At 61.2% G+C, this 13859-nt stretch carries 14 protein-coding genes; 5 read left to right on the top strand and 9 right to left on the bottom strand.

Translation table 11 applies throughout. The features are described from left to right. Together Q0887_RS11235 and Q0887_RS11230 are read left to right on the top strand one after the other, a co-directional pair. A partial coding sequence (locus tag Q0887_RS11235; protein ID WP_299195131.1) for a hypothetical protein occupies positions 1-372 on the top strand: 372 nt, incomplete at its 5' end. A 47-nt stretch (positions 373-419) separates the two neighbouring features. Then, positions 420-2873, top strand: a complete 2454-nt coding sequence (locus tag Q0887_RS11230) for a ligase-associated DNA damage response DEXH box helicase (protein ID WP_299195129.1) — start codon at positions 420-422, stop codon at positions 2871-2873. Positions 2874-3508: 635 nt separating this feature from the next. Here the strand turns inward: Q0887_RS11230 and Q0887_RS11225 are convergent. From Q0887_RS11225 to Q0887_RS11205, 5 genes are all read right to left on the bottom strand, one after another. Next, entirely contained in the window at positions 3509-3952 is a 444-nt protein-coding gene (locus Q0887_RS11225; protein WP_299195126.1) for a biopolymer transporter ExbD, read from the bottom strand. Positions 3953-4326: 374 nt separating this feature from the next. Continuing rightward, on the bottom strand, positions 4327-4761 hold the full coding sequence (locus Q0887_RS11220; protein ID WP_299195123.1) for a biopolymer transporter ExbD: 435 nt from the start codon (positions 4759-4761) through the stop codon (positions 4327-4329). A gap of 28 nt (positions 4762-4789) precedes the next feature. Next, complete coding sequence (locus tag Q0887_RS11215; protein WP_299195120.1) at positions 4790-5326, bottom strand: biopolymer transporter ExbD; 537 nt, start codon at positions 5324-5326, stop codon at positions 4790-4792. A 154-nt stretch (positions 5327-5480) separates the two neighbouring features. Beyond that, on the bottom strand, positions 5481-6263 hold the full coding sequence (locus Q0887_RS11210; protein WP_299195117.1) for a MotA/TolQ/ExbB proton channel family protein: 783 nt from the start codon (positions 6261-6263) through the stop codon (positions 5481-5483). Between the two features lie 73 nt (positions 6264-6336). After that, positions 6337-6999, bottom strand: coding sequence for an energy transducer TonB (locus Q0887_RS11205; protein WP_299195114.1), 663 nt, complete (start codon positions 6997-6999; stop codon positions 6337-6339). A gap of 433 nt (positions 7000-7432) precedes the next feature. Between Q0887_RS11205 and Q0887_RS11200 the strand changes: the two genes are divergently transcribed. Both Q0887_RS11200 and Q0887_RS11195 read left to right on the top strand, forming a co-directional pair. Further along, positions 7433-8323, top strand: a complete 891-nt coding sequence (locus Q0887_RS11200) for a hypothetical protein (protein WP_299195112.1) — start codon at positions 7433-7435, stop codon at positions 8321-8323. Between the two features lie 91 nt (positions 8324-8414). Further along, entirely contained in the window at positions 8415-9764 is a 1350-nt protein-coding gene (locus tag Q0887_RS11195; RefSeq protein ID WP_299195109.1) for a homoserine dehydrogenase, read from the top strand. A 3-nt stretch (positions 9765-9767) separates the two neighbouring features. On the opposite strand, the gene Q0887_RS11190 is transcribed toward Q0887_RS11195, so the two are convergent. After that, the gene (locus Q0887_RS11190; protein WP_299195106.1) at positions 9768-10301 is read right to left on the bottom strand and encodes a hypothetical protein; all 534 of its coding nucleotides are present in this window, start codon (positions 10299-10301) and stop codon (positions 9768-9770) included. An 86-nt stretch (positions 10302-10387) separates the two neighbouring features. Then, the gene (locus Q0887_RS11185) at positions 10388-10987 is read right to left on the bottom strand and encodes a hypothetical protein (RefSeq protein ID WP_299195103.1); all 600 of its coding nucleotides are present in this window, start codon (positions 10985-10987) and stop codon (positions 10388-10390) included. A gap of 100 nt (positions 10988-11087) precedes the next feature. Between Q0887_RS11185 and glpX the strand changes: the two genes are divergently transcribed. Continuing rightward, complete coding sequence (glpX, locus tag Q0887_RS11180; RefSeq protein WP_299195100.1) at positions 11088-12128, top strand: class II fructose-bisphosphatase; 1041 nt, start codon at positions 11088-11090, stop codon at positions 12126-12128. A gap of 113 nt (positions 12129-12241) precedes the next feature. Here glpX and Q0887_RS11175 read toward each other — a convergent pair whose 3' ends face one another. Together Q0887_RS11175 and Q0887_RS11170 are read right to left on the bottom strand one after the other, a co-directional pair. Continuing rightward, on the bottom strand, positions 12242-12829 hold the full coding sequence (locus tag Q0887_RS11175; RefSeq protein WP_299195097.1) for a hypothetical protein: 588 nt from the start codon (positions 12827-12829) through the stop codon (positions 12242-12244). Position 12830: 1 nt separating this feature from the next. Beyond that, positions 12831-13775, bottom strand: coding sequence for a sterol desaturase family protein (locus Q0887_RS11170; protein WP_299195095.1), 945 nt, complete (start codon positions 13773-13775; stop codon positions 12831-12833). Between the last annotated feature and the right edge of the window lie 84 nt (positions 13776-13859).

Below are 13859 nucleotides of genomic sequence, written 5' to 3'. Positions count from 1 at the left end.
GAACCCGAACCCGAACCCGAACCCGAACCCGAACCCGAACCCGAACCCGAACCCGAACCCGAACCCGAACCCGAACCCGAACCTGAGCGGGAAGCGGAAGAATGGGAACCAGAACTCGCGTCAGAGCCTCAAGCGGATGACGCTGGCGAGTGGGAACATGGCGGAGGCTACGCGAACCTTGCCGAGAGCGAAGCGGATCGGATCGCGGAGGACTTTAATACCATCATGGGCTTCGACGGCCCGCACAAAGATGCCGATGGCAACTGGGACGGTCCGGGCCCAACGCCGTTTCTCGAACGTTACGGCCTCGACCAATACGGCTTCTTCTGGATCCTCGGCCTCTTCTTCTTGCTGGCCATGTGCCGCGGTTGATCGCGCAGGCGACGTAGGCTCTGCGCATGTCTATAGAGTGCGGCGCCATGGATAACTCGCAAGTCCCTCCCGAAATCGCCGCCTGGTTCGACGCGCGCGGTTGGCGGGTACGGCGGCATCAGAGCGATATGCTCGCCAAAGCGCGCGCTGGGCGGCACGCCCTGCTGGTCGCGGATACCGGCGCGGGCAAGACGCTTGCGGGGTTCCTGCCCACCCTGTGCGATTTCGCTGAAGGCGGTGAGCATGAAGGCCTCCACACGCTTTATGTCTCTCCGCTCAAGGCGCTCGCCCATGACGTAAAGCGCAACCTGCTAACCCCGATTGAGGAGATTGGCCTTCCGATCACGGTCGAAACGCGCAGCGGGGATACCTCATCCGACCGCAAGAAACGCCAGCGCAGCAAGCCGCCGCATGTCCTGCTGACCACGCCGGAGAGCCTGTCGCTGCTGCTGTCCTATCCCGAAAGCGCCGATCTGTTCCGCACCTGCAAACGGGTGGTGGTGGACGAGGTTCACGCCTTTGCCACCGGCAAGCGCGGGGATTTGCTCGCGTTGGCGCTTGCGCGGCTCCAAACCCTCGCACCCGATATGCAGCGTGTGGCGCTGTCCGCGACGCTCGCCAATCCCTTGTCGTTTCAGGAATGGCTCGCGCCGCAACCTGTCGATGACACGGGCGAGATCGCGGCTGCCGATCTGGTGCTGGGAGAGAAGGGAGCGGACCCAGAGGTCGAAATCCTGCTGCCGATCGAGGAGCGCGTGCCATGGGGCGGGCATGCGGGGCGCTGGGCGGTCGATCAGCTCATGCAAGCGATCAAAGAGAACCGCACCACGCTCGTCTTCACCAACACACGCTTTCTGGCCGAGTTCATCTTCCAATGCCTGTGGGATGTGAACGAGGATAATCTGGCCATCGGTGTCCATCACGGAAGCCTCTCCAAAGAGGCGCGGCGCAAGGTCGAGGATGCGATGGCTGCAGGCGAGCTTCGCGCGCTGGTCTGCACTGCGAGCCTCGATTTGGGGGTCGATTGGGGCGACATTGATCTGGTCGTTCAGATGGGTGCGCCCAAGGGGAGCTCGCGGCTGTTGCAGCGCATCGGTCGCGCGGGCCACCGGCTCGACACACCCAGCCGCGCGGTGCTGGTGCCGGGCAACCGCTTTGAATTCCTCGAGGCCATGGCGGCCAAGGATGCGGTCGATGAAGGCCAGCGCGACGGCGAGGATTTTCGGCCCGGCAGTCTCGACGTGCTCGCGCAGCATGTGATGGCCTGCGCTTGCGCAGGGCCGTTCCACGAGGATGATCTGCTCGCCGAGTTGCGCGGTTCAATGGCCTATTCGTGGGTGGATGAGGAAGTGCTGGGCCGCGTCCTCTCCTTCGTAGAGAATGGCGGCTATGCCCTGCGCGCCTATGACAAGTTCAAGCGGATTGTGCGCGATTCTGACGGCGTGTGGCGGCTCGCTCACCCCAATCAGGCGCAGCGCCACCGGATGAATGCCGGGATCATCGTCGATTCTGAAATGTTGACGGTGCGCTTCAAGAATGGCCGCCAGCTGGGAAAGGTCGAGGAACGCTTTGCCGCGCAGCTATCGGCGGGCGACACCTTTTTCTTCGCAGGCATGAGCCTTGAGGTCGAGAAGGTGCAGGACATGGACGTCGTGGTGCGCGCGGCGAAGAAGTCGGCCACGATCCCGAGCTATGGCGGCCTGCGCCTCCCGCTCACCACGCGTCTCTCCACCCGCGTTCAGGCGATGCTCGATGATCGCGCGGGTTGGGGTCGTTTTCCCGACGATGTTCGCGAATGGCTGGAGGTGCAGGACTATCGCAGCAGGCTTCCTGCGCCCGGCGAGCTGCTGGTTGAGAGCTTTCCGCATGCGCGAAAGCACTACACGACCTATTATACGTTCGAAGGGTGGAACGCGAACCAGTCGCTGGGCATGCTGATCACCCGGCGGATGGAGACCCAAGGGCTGATGCCGGGCGGCTTCGTGGCGAATGATTATTGTTTGGCAGTGTGGGGGTTGAAGCCGGTAGCGGACCCCAAGCCGCTGCTCTCACCCGATATACTGACGCATGAATTCACCGAATGGGTGACCGAGAGCCACTTGCTGCGCCGCGCCTTCCGTGAGGTTGCGGTCATCAGCGGGCTGGTCGAACGGCAACATCCAGGTAAGAGGAAGACCGGCAAGCAAGTCACCTTCTCGACCGATCTGATCTACGATGTGCTCAAGAAATATGAGCCCGGTCATGTGCTCCTAGAAGCCGCATGGGCCGATGCACGGGCAAGGATGACCGATGTGGGCAGGCTTGCCGATCTGCTCGAGCGCTCACAGCGCGAGTTGGTTCATGTCGAACTCGACCGCGTGTCTCCGCTGGCGGTGCCAGTGATGACAATGATCGGGCGCGAGGCGGTGCCGCAAGGCGCGGTGGATGACGAGCTGCTGCTTGAGGCGGAAACGCTCGCGGGTGAAGCGATGCGGATTGATCCGGTGGAGGAGGGGGATTAGTCGGGTCGGTGGTCCACTGCTCTCGGTTCACAGCCCTGAAATCGCTGGGTCAATTCTCTCAGCTGCTCGTCAGATGGTAGGGGCGTAAGACTTAGTGCTATTCCTAGACTGCTTGCAGACCCTCTCTGGGCAAACCTTGACGAACGAAACTCGCAGTACTTCTCCATGCCAGTGATGCGAAACGGGGCCCCGCTTGACACCAAAATCTGAAGCACTTTGGCAGAGAAGTCATAACTCGCAAAAGGGTCAGGCTCGAATTCGACGATTGTTTGGGGCGTGGATTCCTGGGTTTCGACCAAGAGCGTGATCAGCTGCCGCTGATCTACCGGCTCGTCATTCCATAGAATTTCCCCGACGGAGCTAAGCGCCAGCCGCGTCACCACCGCACTCGTCTCAAACCGACGGTCTCCGCTTCCTGCAATCAAAGGGTGGGCGCCATTCCCATCCCATAGTTCGATCACAACGGCGTGTGTTGGACCCTTGGGGAGAATCGCCGTAAATGCTGCAAGGCATGTGGCGATGATGACCATTGGCCGCATGTCGATCTTGGCAATTGGCTCGCCGTGGTCGAAGCGTTCGCGACGACGGAGGCGAGCCCATGCCCTCCTCCCTACCTTAAGCGGTCTAGGCACAGCTCAATCCCAATCCCGATAGCGCTCGCTCCCGACAAAGGCGAAGCGTTCCGCGCCGGAATCCTTGATAAGGGTGATTGTGCGGGCTGAGGTGTCGTAGCTGGCGAGCGCGGCGGGTTCGAAGCGGAGCAGGGGCTCTTCCTCCATCGCGCTTGCGGCGGTTACTTGTGCGGTGAGCTGCTCTGGCGTCACCGGGTTCCCGTTCCAGAGCAATTGATCGCTATTGGTGATGGCGACTGTATTCTCGGCAAGGATTTCGAATTGAGGCTCGATGCGAGGTTCGCCGGGCAGATCCACCTCGGTCACATGCACTTTGATCGGGACCGCCATGATCAGCATCACAAGCAGCACCAGCAGCACGTCAATAAAGGGTGTGACATTCATCTCGCCCATCGATCGGGACTGTTTGGGGGCGAACATATTGGGACGTTTGACAATACGGGGCATTGCAAATTCTCCTCTCTCGCAAGGCCGACACAAGGCCTCCAGCAGTAACTGTATATCATAACTAATGGGTTGCCTAATGAAGACTCATTTGTTGACGCCTCAAGCGCCGGCGTTCGCGTCCGCTCACTTGGCTACGCGCCATAAGGCGCGACGGGCGGCCGCCCTTGCGGCGCTTCGCGCCGTGCTCTGCGACACGTTAGATAGCTTGAGCCGGTTTCTGGTCACGGCAGTCAAAGCGCGACTGCGCGCCGCCGCTCCTGGGACACAAAGCGATCGCGTCCGGCGTCTAAGGGCACAAAAAAAGGCGCCGCGGTTTCCCGCAGCGCCCTCTTTGTGAAGCCCCTTGCGGAGCCCCAAATCAATGCTCGACCGAATTAGCTCGAGCCGAAAACGCGATACTTCTCGTTTCCGACAAAGCCGAATTTGGTCACGCCTGAGTTCTTGATGATCTGCAGAACCTTGGCAGCGAGGTCATAGCTGGCCTGCGCTTCGGGTTCGAATTGCAGTTCAGGCTCGACCGCCATCTGCGTGGTCTCACTCAACAAGGTCACCAACTGACTCGAATCAATCGGATCAGCGTTCCAGAGGATCAGGCCGTCTTGGGTCAGAACGAGCTTGTTCTTCACCGGATCGACCGTGATCGTATCTGGCGGCGGTGCGCCTTGCGGAAGATCGATGTCGACCGAGTGGGTCGCCACCGGAATGGTGATGATGAACATAATCAGCAGAACGAGCAAAACGTCGATCAGCGGAGTCATGTTCATATCGATCATCGGATCGCCGTCGAGTTTACCTCCGGACATACCCATGTCAGTTACTCCTTATACTCTTGGCGGATCAGATACCCGGTTCGACCGGGTTCGAGATAAAGCCGACCGTGGGATAGCCCGCTGCCTGCACATTGTAGATGGTGCCGGCAATGCAGCGCCATGGAGCTTCCACGTCGCCGCGGATGTGAACCTGCGGGATGCGATCGGGATCTTCCATGATCGCCTCAACGCCGCCTGCAGCCTCCACGATGGCCTCAAGCCGCGCGAATGCCTGATCGTACAGTTCTTCCGAAGTCACTGGGGTGACATTGCCGAAATAGACGCGGCATTCACCTGTGCGGGTTGCGCCGGTGAAGCCGGTGCGGATCGTACTGGCTGTGTTGCCCGCAGCGTCAGTTGTGCTGACGGTGATCTGCAGGTTTTCCACCTTGTCCTTTGATTCAACCGATCGGAAAACCGGAATCTCAAGCTGCTCGACCGTCTGAATCGCAACCGGAACCGCGATGAGGAAGATGATCAGGAGCACCAGCATCACGTCCACCAACGGCGTGGTGTTGATGTCGGACATCGGGGTTGCGCCCCCACCTCCTGTCGAAATCGCCATTGTGAATTCCCTAACTGCTCAAAAGAGCTCTTGTAAGAATGTCAGCGCGCGTTGCCCTGAGCGGTCTTTGCGCGCTGTCGTGAGAAGTGCGAAACGAAGGGCCGGACGCCGGGGCAACGCGGTTAGGCGCTGGCCCCGGCGGGCCAATTGTTTCTTACTTCTTTGCAGTCGGAGCAGCAGCGGCCGGTTTAGCAGCAGGCTTTGCGCTGCGTGCCGGAGCGGCAGTCACAGCAGGCTTAACCGCACCATCCGAGCTGATGTAAGCAAGGATGTCGGTCGAGAAGCTGTTGAGCAGTTCCGAGATACGGCGGTTACGCGCCTGCAGCCAGTTAAAGGCAAGCACAGCAGGCACAGCGACGAGCAGACCGATTGCGGTCATGATCAGTGCTTCACCAACCGGACCAGCAACCTTGTCGATCGAGGCCGAACCTTCGATACCGATGTTGATCAGTGCGCGATAGATACCGATCACGGTGCCGAGCAGACCGATAAACGGTGCGGTTGCACCAACCGATGCGAGGAACGACAGACCGCCCGAAAGCGCCGAGTTGATCGAATCTTCCGAACGCTGAAGCGAACCATGCATATAGTCATGTGCTTCGAGCTGGTCGGTCATCTTGCCGTGCTTTTCCTGAGCGATGATCGCATCGTCAGCAACCTGGCGCCATGCGCTGTTCTTTTCGAGCTTGGTAGCGCCTTCCTTGAGGCTGGCTGCACGCCAGAAGCTGCCGTGGACGCTCTTGTACTGACGCATCACCTTGTTCTGTTCGAACAGCTTGGTGAACAGGATATAGAACGAGCCAACCGACATGATGACCATGACGGCAAGGATCGACCAGGCGACGGGGCCGCCTTCTTCCATGGCCTTCATGAAGCCAAATTCATTGACCGGCGCTTCGGCTTCTGCGGCAGCCGCTGTGAGATAATAAAGGTTCATTGCGAGTATTCCTCTTAAAAATTTCCCCGGGGCCGTCCGGATTAACTCCAGCACCGACCGGCCCGTCGATTCATCAATTCAGGCGATAGGTAATCCGTGTCGAATAGCCGCCCGAAGTCGGGTTGCCCGCTGCATCCAGCGCCGGATTGAAGCGCGCATAACGCTCCATCCCGCGGCATGCAGCCTGATCGAGAATGCTCGACCCGCTCGATGCGGTAACCTGACAGCCGGTGGCCCGGCCATCGGGGGTCACGGTGACGCGAACGCCAACGGTGCCTTCAACTTCCTCACGCAAAGCGCGCGAGGGGTAGTTGTCCTGAATACGCGATGCCCAGCGGCGTTCGTTCCGTGTTGTCGCACCCCGTGCCAGCGAAGGCGGTGGCGGTGCAGGCGGAGCGACCGGAGCAGGCGGCGGGATAACCAGCGCCGGCGGAGCGGGCGGCGGAATCGTCGGCTGCGTCTGGATCGGCGGCGGTGCCGGCGCGATACTGATCGGCGGCGGCGGAGCTACCGGCGGCGGAGGAGCAACGTCCTCCGGCGGGGGTGGCGGCTCGTCCGGTTCTTCAGGGGGCGGGGGCTCCTCAATGTCGACCGTGGTAACGCGCTCAACGACCTGTTTAACGGCCGAAATGGCCAGGCCAGAGATGAGCAGATACCCGATCAGCACATGGATCAGCGCCACTATGATAATGGAAACAACGCGGTTTCCACCCATTTGTTGGTCAGCGTAGGCCATCCAGTCGCTTTCTCTCCATTACTTTGCCGAATACTCATTCGGCATTTTGATAATTCCACAAGACACGCAACAGGTCGTCTCCAGTCGCCCCGATTCGTGCCGGAGCTTCTGAGTCAGACCCGGGCCGTGAATCCCAGAATCTTGATCTCCCAAACCGGCTCTGCTTGTCCCGACGACGCCCTTCAACCCGATGGGCGCTCGTGCAGGGAAACAGTCCCGGCTAACCGATGTCCGCACCCGTTCCCCAAGTGCATCCAAACCGGCCTAGCTTGCAACAAACCTGTCCCCAACCTTGTCGCAAACTTCTCGGGCTTTAACGTTCAAGCCCTAGGCAATCAAACGCTTTTACGGTTCAGGGGCAATTCACTCGCTTGGTTGTGCAAGGGAAATGGCTCAGAATGACCGAGCATAAAACCGATGGGATTTTTGGACGATGCCGATCATTAACGGAAATTTAACGCGCGATTTCAGCCGCCTAGTATTTCTACGCAGTGTCGCGGCAGCGCTCCTCCTGAGTGCTGGAGGTGCCTATGCACAGGAATCTGAGCAAGCCCCGCTCAGCGCCGCGGAATCGGCGACCTATGTCGATCTGGTTAGTCTGGCAGAGCGAAGCGACATGGTTGTCAGGGTGGAGATTCGCCGCCAGATCGAGGTTGAACGCGAAAGAGCGCCCGGTCTGGAAGTCGGATTCGCACGGCTTTATGTCGAAGCGCGCACGCTCTCTTTGCTGGCCGGACAATCCGCCGTTGGCGAATCGCTTGTCTATCTGGTTGACGTGCCTTTCGATGATCGCGGACGGCCCGAACGGCTCAAGGATCGCGAGATGCTGCTGTTTGCCGATGCCGTGCCGGGGCGGCCGGGTTCGGTCCAGCTGACGGGCCGCAATGCCCAGCTCGATTACTCGACTGCGCTTGAGGCTCGCCTTCGCCCGATCCTGACCGAGGTGATTGCGCGCGATAAGCCTCCGGTTCTCACAGGCGTTAGCGATGCGCTGTCGGTGCCGGGCACGCTGGTGGGCGAATCGGAAACGCAGATATTCGTATCAACGCAGGATAGTTCGCCCGTCTCGATCACTGTGTTGCGCCGTCCGGGCCAGCGCGCGGTCTGGGGCGTGTCGTGGGGAGAGATCATCGATTCCTCCGCCCGTCCGCCGCGCCGCGAAACGCTGGAATGGTATCGCCTCGCCTGCTCGCTTCCTCCCCGGCTTCCTTCTGCTGCCAATCTCGCGCGCGATCCGGCTTCGCGGCGTCTGGCTGAGGATGACTATTCCTTTGTCATTGAGCAGCTCGGCCCGTGCGACCGGGTGATCACGGAAGAATTCTAACCGGCATTCAAGTTTAAGCTGCTTGACCTCACGGCCCGGGAAAGGCAGCGCTGCGCTCGTCTTTTTGCATTGCAGCATCGGAAATTTGACCTTGGCCACCAACGCCGCACAATCTCAAAACGCGAAGCCGCTCAGAATCGCCATTGCCGGTCTGGGGACCGTTGGCGTGGGCGTGATCCGGCTGCTTGCGACCAACCATGACCTGATCGCCGCGCGCGCTGGCCGCGCCATCGAAGTCGTCGCCGTAAGCGCCCGCGAACGCGGCAAGGATCGCGGCGTCGATATCGCTTCTTACGCGTGGGAAGACGATATGACCGCATTGGCCGCGCGCGATGATGTTGATGTGGTGGTGGAACTCGTTGGAGGTTCTGACGGACCGGCTCTGGCCCTGTCGCGCGCCGCACTTGGCAAGGGCACGGGCCTTGTCACCGCCAATAAGGCGATGATCGCGCATCACGGTCTGGAACTGGCCGAGATGGCTGAAGAGGCCGCCGCACCGCTCAAATTCGAAGCGGCTGTCGCTGGCGGCATCCCGGTGGTGAAGGGCCTGCGCGAAGGGACCAGCGCCAATGCGCTGACCAAGGTTTACGGCATCCTCAACGGCACCTGCAATTACATCCTGTCCGCGATGGAAGCGACCGGCGCGGATTTTGCCGAGACGCTCGCCGAGGCGCAGGGCCTTGGCTATGCCGAAGCAGACCCGACCTTCGATATTGAAGGCATCGACGCCGCGCACAAACTCGCGATTCTTGCCGCGATAGGCTTTGGCGCGAAGGTTGATTTCGCCGCTGTGAGCACAACCGGCATCGTGCAAGTCCGTGCGGCTGATATTGCTCAGGCCGACGCGCTAGGCTTTGTCATCCGCCTTATCGCGGAAGCCGATGTGAAGGATGAAGGCGGCGTTCCCAAACTGCTCCAGCGCGTGCGCCCTTGCCTTGTCGCCAAAGACCACCCTCTGGCAAATGTTGACGGCCCGACCAATGCAGTTGTGGCGGAAGGTAATTTCTCCGGGCGCCTGCTGTTTCAGGGCGCAGGCGCAGGCGACGGGCCGACTGCGAGCGCGGTTGTGGCCGACCTCATCGACATTGCGCGCGGTTTCGGAAAAAGCGGGGAAGTCGGCGCGCCATTCTCCATGCCGGTCGCCCAATTGCAGGCATTCGGTGCGGCAGAGCCCGGCCACCGGATGGAGCGCACTTATCTGCGCTTTACCGTCAATGATCGCCCCGGCGTGCTGGCCGAGATCACCGCAGCCATGCGCGACGCCGACGTATCAATCGAGAGCCTGATCCAGCAAGGCCGCGCCAATGAGGGCGGCGAAGTGCTGGTTGCGATGGTGACGCATGAAGGGCCGGAGGCGAATGTCCGCCGCGCGCTCGAACTGCTCGACGGATCGGACAGCTTAACGGGCGAGCCTTTGGTCCTGCCGATCCTGCCGAATTAAAGCCTATTCCTGCTCAGCTTGGTCGGGGCTTTCTGGCAGGCCAAGGGCTTCGCGCATGATCCGGCCATCCTCTGCCGTCAGCCCCTCTTCGTCTCCCAGGGGCTCAAGACCGCGCGCAATCCGGTCCGCATCCGATCCCGGAGGCGCTTCGGGCAAGGCCTCGACATCTATGATGAGCGCGGGGTCTTTCGGGCAGGGCGGGATGATGCACAATCCGCCAACTGTGGCCGGTCCGCGGAAAATCCCAGCGCCAGCCACATCGGGCGCGAGTATGTCGCCCGCGAAGGCCGTTTCCTCGGCATAGCGGCGGGTCGCATCCTCGCGGTTGCCGCTGTAATAATTGCTTGGGTCCTCACCAAGCTGCCGGCAGACGATGATCTCGCCTGTGACAGTCGCTGCGTCGATTTCCTCTTCGCATTGGCGGACTTCCGCTTCGGTGGGCGCGGCTCTTTGCGGCGGCGGGACGAGGATATCGATCACGACTCTGCCGTCTTCATCTGCGCCGTCCGCGGCAGGTTCGTCATCGAAAATGGGCACGGCTTGTGGTGGAGAGTGTGGTGCTACCTGCCCCATGGCCTGCAACACGAGCACTGCGCTGCTCACAGTTGCAAGCGCAAAACCCATCACTCGTTTGACGTTGGTATCGGCGGCGCTTCCAGACCAGCCGCGCGTCTGCGCTCGGCGATCTCTTCCGGCGTCGGTTCAGGGTCCTGACCCAGAGGCGGCAGGCCGCGTGCGATCCGGTCTGCATCGGAGCCTTCGGGCGCTTGTGGCAAAGCCTCGACATCAATCATCAGAGCTGGCGGCGGAACCGAACCGAAGCCAATCGCATTGCCATGATTGGCGATGCCGAACGTGTCGACCGGCTGTTCGCCCTGCGTCCGCTCGGCATAGCGGCGCTCGAAATCTTCCTTGTTCCACGACCCGTCACTCGCTTCGCCAAGCTGGCGGCACACGACAATCTCGTTGGCAATCCGCGCGGCGTCGGCTTCTACTTCACAATCTTGTTCGAGCAATTGGTCCGATTCCTCGCGCGGGACAGTGACCGACAGATTGATGATGTCGCGCGGCGGGCGCGGGGCGGGCACGGCCTCTGCTTCTGGAGCGTCGTCCTGTGCCCCGTCCTGAGCGGCGGCTGGCGCAGACACCGACAGGCTCAGACCTGCGAGCAACGCAGCCCACACAGAGATTTTTTGCACCGGAGCGGCGGCATTGCTCGACAAGCCCGTATCCTCGTGTCTAAGCGCTTTGCTTATGAATGGCCCTGGGATTGGGCTCGAAATAACTGGGCGGCAGGCAAGCCCGAAAAGGACTGAATTTCGCATGAACATTCCTACTGACACAGATGTGCTGGCAGCAAAAGACACCGATTCAGAAAACGCGATCGACCGCGTGCTGGTGCTGGAAATGGTGCGCGTCACCGAAGCGGCGGCGGTTGCAGCTGCGCAGCTGATCGGTCGCGGCGATGAGAAAGCCGCTGACGCCGCTGCGGTCGAGGCCATGCGCCGCGCATTCGACACGCTCTATATGGACGGCACCGTCGTGATCGGTGAGGGCGAGCGCGACGAGGCGCCGATGCTCTATATCGGTGAAAAGGTCGGGATGGCGACGGACAAGGTGGGCGCGCCGCAGATCGACATCGCGCTTGACCCGCTCGAAGGCACCACGATCACCGCCAAGGCCGGCCCCAACGCGCTCGCCGTGCTGGCCGCAGCGGAAAAGGGCGACCTGCTCAACGCGCCGGACGTCTATATGGACAAGCTCGCAGTTGGCCCCGGCCTGCCCGCCGACGTGATCGACCTTTCCAAGTCGGCGAGCGACAATGTGAAAGCGGTCGCCGCTGCCAAAGGCAAAGAGCCTGCCGACATCAATGTCTGCGTGCTTGACCGGCCGCGCCATGCCGACCTGATCGCGGAACTGCGGGCGCTGGGCTGCGGCGTCTTTCTGATCGGCGACGGTGACGTTGCAGGGGTGATCGCGGTGACCGATCAGGACACCGGCATCGATATGTATATGGGTCAGGGCGGCGCACCCGAAGGTGTGCTCGCAGCCGCTGCGCTACGCTGTGTCGGCGGCCAGTTCAACGGGCGGCTCGTATTCCGCAATGACGATGAAAAAGCCCGCGCGAGGAAGTGGGGGATCGAAGATCTCGACCGCATCTACAAGCTCGACGATCTGGTGAAAGGCGACTGCATCTTCGCCGCGACCGGCGTCACCGATGGCTCGCTGCTCGATGGCGTCAAGCGCCGCCGCAAGTCCACAGGTGCAGTCATCATGACCACCGACAGCGTGGTGATGCGCGCTTCGTCAGGCACCGTGCGCTGGATCAAAGGCGAGCACCGGATAGCCCCGCATCGGGGTTGAGGAGAACGCCGATGCAGTTCGCCACGGTCCTCGCACGCGAAAGCAAGGACGTGCGGTGGATCAAGGGCGAGCATCGGATTGCGCCGCACCGGGGGTGAGCGAAGCCTGACCGCCTAGCCGCTGCGCTCGCTGCGGCTCAGCACCCACCACACGCCGATGATCCACAGCGCGATCAGCACGTGAAACAGGTGCCAGCTCGGGTCCGCGCCCAGCATCGGTGAGCGTCGGACCAGCAGGACATTGGCGAGGAAGATCGCCATCACAAGCCCGCTTGCCGCTCTGGCGCGAGGGGTTTGGCCGGGCACAGCGATTGCGGCGATGATCGCGGCGATCAGCCAGACGAGAAACAAGGGCGTCGTGAGCTCAGCGGAAACCAGGCCAACACCGAGCGTGGCTGCCACGAGCGTCGCTGCGACCCCCCAGTGCCATTGGCCCCAACGCGGCAGGGCTGCTTTCGCGCTTTCGACTGCGACCAGTGCCATCGCCGTGGCGCCTCCGATCTGCGAAAACGCTGCGTGGAGACTGGCATAGGACTCGATTTGGTCAGTGCCAAAGCGATAGACGCCTATTCCTGCCGCGCAGCCGAAGATTGCGACCCCGAGCGCGCCCGCCCACGCGCCGCTTTGCACCAGCCGCCAAGAAACCCAGATCGCGCCAAGAACGATCAGCACTTCAGACAGGGCATAATGTGGGGCAGGCATATCAGGCCTTTGCCAAAGTGTCGGCGGTGCCTGTCGGCGCTCCAGCCAGGTCAGTGGTCGCGGCAGCATGCTCGGCCTTGATCTGTTCGGACGAAAGCCGCGAACCGTCATGGCTCCATCCGGGCGGGGCAAAGAAATAGCAAAGCCGCTGCCACAGCGTCAGGCGCTGCATCTGGTCCTTCGCGATGCCCCAATATTCATGGAAGACAATGTAGAACGGGTTGAGCGTTTCGAGGTTCTTGACGAGCCCGAAATCGACCTCTTCCTTCTCCTCCACGAATGTCCCGAACATGCGGTCCCAGATAATCAGCGTGCCGGCATAATTGGCGTCGAGATAGGCCGGATTGCGCCCGTGATGCACGCGGTGATGCGAAGGCGTGTTGAAGATGAACTCATACCAGCGCGGCATTTTGCCGACCATCTCTGTGTGGAGGAAGAACTGGTAAGTGGCGTTGAGCACGCCGCAGAACAGCACCACAACCGGATCAAATCCGAGCAGCACGAGCGGGACCTTGAGCATCATCGTGCCGGTGAAATGCTTGGTCCAGCTCTGGCGCAAGGCGACCGAAAAATTGAACTGCGTGCTCGAATGATGGGTAACATGCATCGCCCAGACCCAGCGCACCCGATGCGCGACCCGGTGGTGCCAGTAAAAGCGCAGATCATCGAGCAGGAAACACACGACCAGCGAGGCAATTGTGAGCGGGATGTCGAACAGCTGATATTGCGCCGCCCAGAACAAGGCCGCGATGGTGATGAAGGCGGTCGCACCATTGGCCACCGCGCTGATGAGCCCCATGGCGATGGACATCAAATTGTCCTTCATATCACCCACGCCGTTGCGGTGGTGAAAGTGGTTGTAGATCGATTCAAAGACGATGCTGCCCAGATAGAGCGGTATCACGATCAGGCCGATCTTCGATCCGACAATAGCTTCGAGTGTCATGGCTTTCCCCTGCTGCGCGGCCTCCGTGCGACCTTGCGCCTGTTGTGCTTGATAGAGGAGCCCGATGTGGAGGAGAATTGAATA

Source organism: uncultured Erythrobacter sp., assembly GCF_947492365.1.
GTDB lineage: Bacteria > Pseudomonadota > Alphaproteobacteria > Sphingomonadales > Sphingomonadaceae > Erythrobacter.
Note: the sequence above shows the minus strand (reverse complement) of the source record. Positions and strands in the feature narration are given on the sequence as shown.

Excerpts from the sequence above, each read along its gene's own strand:
- Q0887_RS11230 (WP_299195129.1), top strand. The coding sequence starts at position 420 with ATGGATAACTCGCAAGTCCCTCCCGAAATCGCCGCCTGGTTCGACGCG.
- Q0887_RS11225 (WP_299195126.1), bottom strand. The coding sequence starts at position 3,952 with ATGCCCCGTATTGTCAAACGTCCCAATATGTTCGCCCCCAAACAGTCC.
- Q0887_RS11220 (WP_299195123.1), bottom strand. The coding sequence starts at position 4,761 with ATGGGTATGTCCGGAGGTAAACTCGACGGCGATCCGATGATCGATATG.
- Q0887_RS11215 (WP_299195120.1), bottom strand. The coding sequence starts at position 5,326 with ATGGCGATTTCGACAGGAGGTGGGGGCGCAACCCCGATGTCCGACATC.
- Q0887_RS11210 (WP_299195117.1), bottom strand. The coding sequence starts at position 6,263 with ATGAACCTTTATTATCTCACAGCGGCTGCCGCAGAAGCCGAAGCGCCG.
- Q0887_RS11205 (WP_299195114.1), bottom strand. The coding sequence starts at position 6,999 with ATGGCCTACGCTGACCAACAAATGGGTGGAAACCGCGTTGTTTCCATT.
- Q0887_RS11200 (WP_299195112.1), top strand. The coding sequence starts at position 7,433 with ATGCCGATCATTAACGGAAATTTAACGCGCGATTTCAGCCGCCTAGTA.
- glpX (WP_299195100.1), top strand. The coding sequence starts at position 11,088 with ATGAACATTCCTACTGACACAGATGTGCTGGCAGCAAAAGACACCGAT.
- Q0887_RS11175 (WP_299195097.1), bottom strand. The coding sequence starts at position 12,829 with ATGCCTGCCCCACATTATGCCCTGTCTGAAGTGCTGATCGTTCTTGGC.
- Q0887_RS11170 (WP_299195095.1), bottom strand. The coding sequence starts at position 13,775 with ATGACACTCGAAGCTATTGTCGGATCGAAGATCGGCCTGATCGTGATA.